The organism is Nitrococcus sp., assembly GCF_059432795.1.
Map to the genome: position 1 here is coordinate 1 of NZ_JBXWZQ010000099.1, position 3,997 is coordinate 3,997.

5 protein-coding genes are annotated in these 3,997 nt (G+C 56.7%); all 5 read left to right on the plus strand.

Going from position 1 to position 3,997, the window contains the following annotated elements; translation table 11 throughout:
- Window positions 1-210: 210 nt before the first annotated feature.
- The 5 genes from AC52Q4_RS07325 (at window position 211) to AC52Q4_RS07345 (ending at window position 3,169) form a co-directional block, all read left to right on the plus strand.
- Window positions 211-597 carry a RidA family protein gene (locus tag AC52Q4_RS07325; protein ID WP_495536147.1) on the plus strand — a complete coding sequence of 129 codons (387 nt, stop codon included), beginning with the start codon at window positions 211-213 and terminating at the stop codon, window positions 595-597.
- Window positions 598-638: 41 nt separating this feature from the next.
- The gene (locus tag AC52Q4_RS07330; protein ID WP_495536148.1) at window positions 639-1,151 is read left to right on the plus strand and encodes a Rid family hydrolase; all 513 of its coding nucleotides are present in this window, start codon (window positions 639-641) and stop codon (window positions 1,149-1,151) included.
- Between the two features lie 270 nt (window positions 1,152-1,421).
- Window positions 1,422-1,877 (plus strand): SRPBCC family protein, encoded by a 456-nt coding sequence (locus AC52Q4_RS07335; RefSeq protein ID WP_495536149.1) that lies wholly within the window; start codon window positions 1,422-1,424, stop codon window positions 1,875-1,877.
- On the plus strand, window positions 1,874-2,332 hold the full coding sequence (locus tag AC52Q4_RS07340) for a (2Fe-2S)-binding protein (RefSeq protein ID WP_495536150.1): 459 nt from the start codon (window positions 1,874-1,876) through the stop codon (window positions 2,330-2,332). The genes AC52Q4_RS07335 and AC52Q4_RS07340 overlap by 4 nt, the downstream gene beginning before the upstream one ends.
- Before the next feature lie 42 nt (window positions 2,333-2,374).
- On the plus strand, window positions 2,375-3,169 hold the full coding sequence (locus AC52Q4_RS07345) for an FAD binding domain-containing protein (protein WP_495536151.1): 795 nt from the start codon (window positions 2,375-2,377) through the stop codon (window positions 3,167-3,169).
- Window positions 3,170-3,997: the final 828 nt, after the last annotated feature.

Consider the following 3,997-nt stretch of genomic DNA (forward strand, 5'->3'; position numbering starts at 1 on the left):
CGCATCCGGTTCTACGAGGAAGCGGCGTCGGCGCCGCCCTCTGCGACCTGGATCGGCTGCAACCGCCTGGCCTTTCCGGAGCTGATGCTTGAGGTCGAGTGTATCGCGCTGCTCGATTGAGGGCGGGTCGAAAATCCGTGCCGGATGCCCGCAACGCGCCCACGGAGCAGCTAAAATCATTATCATCCAGATAAAATCAAGGGAGGTCCCATGAACAAAAAGCATGTTCCCGATACGATCGCGCCGCCGCTCGCAGCCTATAGCCACGGCGTCGAGATCCCACCGAACTCGCGAGTACTCTTCACGGCGGGGCAGGTAGGTCTGTTGCCCGACGGCACGATACCCGAAGGAGTCGAGGCCCAGACTCAAGCCACCTGGGATAATCTCATGGCCATTCTGGAATCCGCCGGTATGGGGATCGAAGATGTCGTCCAAGTAACGACCTACGTGACGAGCGAGGACGACTACTGGCCGATGGCGCAGGCCCGCGCCAAAGCCTTGGGTGATGCGCGGCCTGCATCCACGGGCATTATCGTCAAGGCGCTGGCGAAGCCGGAATTGCTGGTCGAGGTTGACCTTGTCGCCGCCAAAGCCTGAACTCGAACTAACTGAAAAAGCATCTATTACTGGAGCATTTGATGAACCGATTCGTATTGATATTGGCAGTTGCAATGCCGTTACCAACAACTCTCGCGGCGGACGATAATTTCAACAAGTCTGGAGCGGCCGGTGAGTCGATCATAGCCACGAGCCAGGATATGGAGCTCTATGATCAATACCATTTTTCTCCCGCCTACCGTGCGGGTGACTTCGTGTTCCTCTCCGGTGTCGTGGCCGAGGCTCCGGGGGACACCCCCGCCACACCGGAAGAGTACCGTGAAGCACTCCATAAGGCCTTCTCGGATATCAAGGCGACGCTGGCCGCTGCAGGCGCGAGATACGATCAGGTCGTAAAGCTCACGACCTTCCACGTCTTCGACAGCCCCCATTTCGACGGTGACAAGGGCGCGCACATCGGCGCGTTCATGACGGTAAAGGATGAATACCTGCCGGCGCCGTACACGGCCTGGACGGCGATCGGCATCAGCGAATTGTTTCCGGACAGGGGCCTGGTAGAGATACAGCTCATCGCGCACGCGCCCGCCGACTGAGGCAGCAGGCTGATGCCTCGGGCGCCGTTCTCCTCTGCGGGTCAGATCAGCGACCGACAGACGTGACGAATGGAAGCTGCTGGACAAAAAGGCGTTGCTTACTGGCTTATATGAAGGTAATATTTAAATAATTCTGGTACCAAAATGGTTAGTGGTCACTACCATTCGTCGTTGTTGCGCATCTTGGCCCCTCGGCAGTTACAGGTGGTGTGAGCGGTGGTCGAAGCGTAACGAACACAACGCCAAACAATAGTCAGGACCCCACACGCGATGGAAATACAAGGTGAATACCACATACCGGCGCCTCGCGCTGAGGTCTGGCAACGGCTCCACGACCCTGACGTGTTGTCAGCCTGCATCCCCGGGTGCGAGTCAATGATGAAGGTGTCGGAGGGTGTCTATGAAAGCGTTGTCCTGGCGAAGTACGGTCCCGTCAAGGCGAGATTCAAGACTATCATAACCCTGTCGAACATCAATGCGCCTGTGTCCTACACTTTGAGTGGGCGCGGCGAGGGCGGCGCGGCAGGATTCGGAGAAGGCGTCGCCGATGTCATGCTCGAGGAAACCGGCGAAGAAACGGTGTTGCGCTATACCACCAAGTTCAATACGGGCGGACGCATCGCTCAGGTCGGATCGCGCCTACTCGTAGCGACTACGAACAAACTCGCCAAGCATTTTTTCGATGCCTTTTCATCTTACTTCGATGCCGCGGAGGAACAACAATGAAAATCTCGTTTTCAGTCAACGGCAAGGAGGTCAAGGGGGACGTGGAACCGCGCACTCTGCTGGTTGATTTTCTCCGTAACGATCTCGGTCTGACCGGCACGCACGTGGGCTGTGATACCAGCCAGTGCGGCGCCTGCGTCGTTCACGTGGACGGCCACTCGATCAAGAGCTGCACCCTGCTCGCAGTACAGGCCGAAGGCACGCAGATCACGACTATCGAGGGGCTGGCCGACGGCGACACGCTGCATCCCATGCAGGCTGCATTTCGCGAAGAGCACGGCTTACAATGTGGGTTCTGCACGCCCGGCATGATTATGAGCGCGGTCGACTTGCTGCAAAACAACGCCGATCCGACGGAAAAGGAGATCCGGGACTGGCTGGAGGGCAACCTATGCCGGTGCACGGGCTACCACAACATCGTCAAGTCGATTCAAACAGCCGCGAAATCACGGTAATCCCCGCCTTCATATGCAAGGCCAAGCACGAGGAAACGCTTCATGTACAAGTTCGATTATCAGGCACCCGACTCGATCGAAGCCGCGCTGACGGCGTTACGTGAGAATGACGAGGCGAAGATCGTTGCCGGTGGTATGACGCTGTTGCCGACGATGAAGCTGCGTTTGGCACGTCCCGATGTGCTGATTGACATCAAGAACATCGGATCGCTTGTCGGGATCACGGAGAAAAACGGGGCGATCGTGATCGGCGCTATGACGCGTCATGCCGACGTCGCTGCCTCGAATCTCGTGCGGGATCGCATCCCCGGTCTCGCGAACCTGGTGGAGGCGATCGGGGATCCACAGGTGCGAAACCGCGGCACAATGGGTGGCTCCGTCGCCAACAACGATCCGGCGGCAGATTATCCGGCCGGGCTCGTCGGTCTAGGCGCCACGGTCGTCACCGACCGCCGCGAGATCGCGGCCGACGACTTCTTCACCGACATGTTCGAAACCGCGCTTGAGGACGACGAGATCATCACCGCCGTGCATTTCCCGATTCCCAAACGCGCCGCCTACATGAAGTTTCCTAATCCTGCCTCGCGCTACGCCATTGTCGGCGTCATGGTGGCGGAGGCCCACGACGGAATCCGTATCGCGGTCACCGGAGCGGCGCCCTGCGTGTTTCGGGTGACGGCAATGGAAGATGCGCTCAAGAAGAATTTCACACCGGACGCCATCGCGTCGATCGCGGTGGACGGCGCCGAATTCAACGAGGACATTCACGGCAGCGCCGAGTATCGCGCCCATCTCGTGAACGTGATGGCCAGGCGGGCGGTGGCTGCGACGGGCTAGATAACGGCCTCGATGGACTCGTGGCCGTTTTGATGACCTGCGGCAGGACATCCAAGCAGGAAGAGGTTACAAGCGGGTTGCTTCTGCAAGCCTGTGAATTTTACTAGGCAGGAAAATTGAATTCATCGAGTAAAAATCCGCGTTCTAAGAACGCGGATTTTTACATCTATTCTGTACGAAATCCTCGGATTGGAGCTATGAGCGAGAATGGCGAGCCATACATAGGTTGCAGGAACCGTTTTCACGTATCCCGCCGATGTGCCCTCCGCAGTGTCTATTTTGGACCCGATATGGATCAGGAAATACTGGAAATCATATGCCTCGTGTTGCTCGGGCAAAATCGCAACGTACAGTTTTGGAAGGGTTCTAGGAACCCGGAGCGATATAAAGTTGAATTTGAGCAATTCCTATATATGAGTCATCTTGAAGCGAAGGACTGTGGGCTCGTCACCTAATGAAGTTGAAGAAGACCAGGGAACCTGTCACTCCGCTTGTATTCGCAAGCTCCGCGCCAGAACGACCTGGCCGCGTAATCGGAGTATTTCGAGAAGGTGGGCTCAAGCTGAAGGTGAGGACGAGGATAACGACGATATAACGTTCTAACGGTTTAAGAGGGACGCACAAAAATTGTTCGCCCCTCAGTTAACTCGATATATCCGGTTCATTGGAGGCGCGCCAGGGAGAACTAAAACCACCCTTGGAGTGGGTCATAGAGGTCCACCGGCGATGAAGAATCAAGAACTAAGATCCTAGCTCTATGACCAATGTCCGTCTTAATTTAAAAGAAAAAACAAAGCCTTAGTACACATCGCACGTCGGCCTTCGAAC